Consider the following 3,598-nt stretch of genomic DNA (forward strand, 5'->3'; position numbering starts at 1 on the left):
CCGTTGTCCTCTGTCTCTCCGGCCACGACCCAAGTGGTGGCGCCGGCTTGCAGGCAGATATCGAAGCCCTGCTCGCTCAGGGTTGCCATGCGGCTCCGGCCGTCACCGCCCTGACCGTGCAAGACACCGTCAATGTCACTGACTTCCGCGTCCTGGACCGTGAGTGGGTGTTGGCCCAGGCCAATGCCGTGCTCAACGACTCAGAAGTCGCGGCGGTCAAACTGGGCATGCTCGGTTCCCTGGAAATGGTCGACACCGTTGTCGAACTGCTTTCGGCGCACCCGCATTTGCCAGTGGTCTGCGACCCGGTGCTGCGTGCCGGCGGCGGCGGACGACTGGGCAAGGACGAAGTAGGCTACGCCATGCGCGAACGCCTGCTGCCTTTGTCGATCATTGCCACCCCTAACCTTCCTGAAGCCCGCATCCTCGCCGAACTGCCTGAAGGCACCGCGGACGAGTGCGCTGAAAAACTCCTGCCGTTCATCAAGCATCTGCTGATCACCGGCGGCCACGGCGACGAAACCGAAATCCACAATCGCCTGTATACCCGTGATGGTCTGCGCGAAACCTACACCTGTCAGCGTCTGCCGGGCAGTTATCACGGCTCCGGCTGCACCTTGGCCAGTGCCCTTGCCGGCCGTCTGGCTCAGGGCGAAAACCTGGCCAGCGCTGTACAGACTGCACTTAACTACACGTGGCGTACCCTGCGTGATGCCGAGCAGCTGGGCAAAGGCCAGTTCGTGCCGCGACGTCTGCCACTGGATTTCTGTTCGTAACTGTCTGTTCGTAACTTTCAATAAGTGATGCGGTGAGGCTTGCCTGAATGAAACTACGTGGCCTGTATGCCATTACCGACAGTGAGCTGCTGGCCGGTAAATTTCTTTCGTATGTGGAGGCGGCGCTGGAAGGCGGCGTCACCCTGCTGCAGTACCGCGACAAAAGCAGCGACGAGGCCCGCCGCCTGCGTGAGGCCGAGGCCCTGCGCGACCTGTGCGAACGCTACAAGACCCAGTTGATCATCAATGACGACGCCGAGCTGGCTGCGCGCCTGAACGTCGGCGTGCACCTGGGCCAGACCGACGGTCCGTTGTCACCGACCCGCGCGCTACTCGGCTCCAAGGCCATCATCGGTTCGACCTGCCACGCGCAACTCGAGCTGGCCGAGCAAGCCGCCAAAGAGGGCGCCAGTTACGTGGCTTTCGGCCGCTTCTTCAATTCAAACACCAAGCCCGGCGCCCCGACCTGCAGCCTCGAACTGCTCGACAAGGCCCGCCAGCAATTGCACCTGCCGATCTGCGCGATTGGCGGCATCACCCTCGACAACGCCGCCCCACTAGTGGCCCACGGGGTTGATCTGCTGGCCGTGGTGCATGGCCTGTTTGGCGCCGACAGCACGGCTGAAGTGACACGCCGCGCCCGCGCCTTCAACGAACTGCTTTCTATTCAATAGCCAATTCCTGATTTTTGAGAGCCCGATCATGTCTCGTTCCGAAACCCTGTTTGCCAATGCCCAGAAACACATTCCCGGTGGCGTGAACTCCCCAGTGCGCGCATTCAAGAGCGTTGGCGGCACACCGTTGTTCTTCAAGCACGCCGAAGGCGCCTACGTCACTGACGAAGACGACAAGCGTTATGTGGATTACGTCGGTTCCTGGGGCCCGATGATCCTCGGCCACAGCCACCCGGACGTGCTTGATGCCGTGCGCAAGCAGCTGGAACACGGCCTGTCCTACGGCGCGCCGACCGAGATGGAAACCCAGATGGCGGACCTGGTCTGCTCCCTGGTGCCGTCGATGGAGATGGTGCGCATGGTCAGCTCCGGCACCGAAGCGACCATGAGTGCGATCCGCCTGGCCCGTGGTTTCACCGGTCGCGACAGCATCATCAAATTCGAAGGCTGCTACCACGGCCACTCCGACAGCCTGCTGGTCAAGGCCGGCTCCGGCGCCCTGACCCAAGGCGTACCGAGCTCGGCTGGCGTGCCAGCCGCATTCGCCAAACACACCCTGACCCTGCCGTTCAACGACATCGATGCCGTTGACGCCATGCTGGCTGAAGTCGGCCAGGACGTGGCCTGCATCATCGTCGAGCCAGTGGCCGGCAACATGAACTGCGTACCGCCGGCACCAGGTTTCCTCGAAGGCTTGCGCACCCTGTGCGACAAGCACGGCGTGGTGCTGATCTTCGACGAAGTGATGACGGGCTTTCGCGTTGCCCTCGGCGGTGCTCAGGCTTACTACGGTGTAACGCCGGACCTGACCACCTTCGGCAAGATCATCGGTGGCGGCATGCCGGTAGGCTGTTTCGGCGGCAAACGCGAAATCATGTCGCGCATCGCTCCGCTGGGCCCGGTTTACCAGGCCGGTACGCTGTCGGGTAACCCGCTGGCCATGGCCGCCGGCCTCACCACCCTGCGCCTGATCAGTCGCCCTGGCTTCCACGCCGAGTTGACCGACTACACCACGCGCCTGCTCGATGGTCTGCAAGAGCGTGCCGATGCAGCCGGCATTCCGTTCGTGACCACTCAGGCCGGTGGCATGTTCGGCCTGTACTTCAGTGGTGCCGACGACATCGTGACCTTCGATGACGTAATGGCCAGCGACGCCGCCCTGTTCGGTCGCTTCTTCCACCTGATGCTGGAAGGTGGCGTGTACCTGGCACCGAGCGCCTTCGAAGCCGGCTTCACCTCGATCGCCCATGGCGACGCCGAGCTGAAGCTGACACTGGATGCCGCCGAGCGCGCATTCGCTGCATTGAAGTAAGGCTGTTGTGCTGACGCTGGCCTGTGCCGGCGTCAGCTTTTGACTGCACTCCTGCCCTTTTTCCTGATCATCTGCTAATAATCCTCGGCAAACCGGGCGATATATTTCCCGCGCAGCAGAAAAACGAGTAAAGACTTTGTAAGGTTGGCCCTGCTTATTTCATAATGCGCGCTTATTGGATCCCCTCGATGGGTCCGCGCGCCCTTCAGAGGTAAGTCGATTCCCATGAACCGCACCGGCCGCGCCCTTTCACTGGGCTGCCTGTTGCTCCTTCAGCCCCTGCTCGCGCTCGCACAAGCAGGCGGTAACTCGTTGTTAATCCCAGCGATGGGTCGCTGCACCCTCAATACCCAGCCGCAAGACCTGGCACAGGCACTCGCCGCCTGCCAGAAAGCGTCGGATGAAGGGGATGCGCAAGCGCAATACGAGTTGGGTGAGTTCTACTACGAAGGCAAGAACGCGCCGCGCGACCTCAATCAAGCCCTGAGCTATTTCGAAAAAGCCTCGCTACAAGGCCACGCCCAGGCGCAATTCAAACTCGGCAGCATGTTCTTCCACGGTGAAGGCGTCCCGGCCAATAACATCCAGGCCTATATCCTGCTGAAAATGGCGGCGGTCAATGGCGCTGAAGATGCACTGGACACCGCAGACGAAGTCACCGAAAAAATGCCTCGCCAGGAGCTGGAAGTCGCTACCCAGGTGCTGGGGCAAATCTTCCGCAAATATTTGATGGAATTGCAGAGCGCCGACGGGCGTACGCCTTTCGCACCGCTTCCTTGAATTCTCTTTCGATCTGACTGGCCCCATCGCGAGCAGGCTCGCTCCCACATTTATTC

The 3,598-nt window shown here is 61.5% G+C and carries 4 protein-coding genes; all 4 read left to right on the forward strand.

Annotated elements, in window-relative coordinates; translation table 11 throughout:
- The coding region (locus tag ACRESJ_RS32665; protein ID WP_431761595.1) for a hydroxymethylpyrimidine/phosphomethylpyrimidine kinase at positions 1-776 on the forward strand (776 nt) is incomplete at its 5' end.
- A 47-nt stretch (positions 777-823) separates the two neighbouring features.
- On the forward strand, positions 824-1,450 hold the full coding sequence (gene thiE, locus ACRESJ_RS32670) for a thiamine phosphate synthase (RefSeq protein ID WP_431761596.1): 627 nt from the start codon (positions 824-826) through the stop codon (positions 1,448-1,450).
- Between the two features lie 28 nt (positions 1,451-1,478).
- Positions 1,479-2,762 carry a glutamate-1-semialdehyde 2,1-aminomutase gene (gene hemL, locus ACRESJ_RS32675; protein ID WP_431761597.1) on the forward strand — a complete coding sequence of 428 codons (1,284 nt, stop codon included), beginning with the start codon at positions 1,479-1,481 and terminating at the stop codon, positions 2,760-2,762.
- Positions 2,763-2,987: 225 nt separating this feature from the next.
- Positions 2,988-3,542, forward strand: coding sequence for a tetratricopeptide repeat protein (locus tag ACRESJ_RS32680; protein ID WP_431761598.1), 555 nt, complete (start codon positions 2,988-2,990; stop codon positions 3,540-3,542).
- The last annotated feature ends 56 nt before the right edge of the window (positions 3,543-3,598 follow it).

This window comes from Pseudomonas sp. (assembly GCF_050739655.1).
In the GTDB taxonomy this organism is placed as follows: domain Bacteria; phylum Pseudomonadota; class Gammaproteobacteria; order Pseudomonadales; family Pseudomonadaceae; genus Aquipseudomonas.

Coding starts and splice junctions, on each gene's coding strand:
- thiE (WP_431761596.1), top strand. CDS start 824: ATGAAACTACGTGGCCTGTATGCCATTACCGACAGTGAGCTGCTGGCC.
- hemL (WP_431761597.1), top strand. CDS start 1,479: ATGTCTCGTTCCGAAACCCTGTTTGCCAATGCCCAGAAACACATTCCC.
- ACRESJ_RS32680 (WP_431761598.1), top strand. CDS start 2,988: ATGAACCGCACCGGCCGCGCCCTTTCACTGGGCTGCCTGTTGCTCCTT.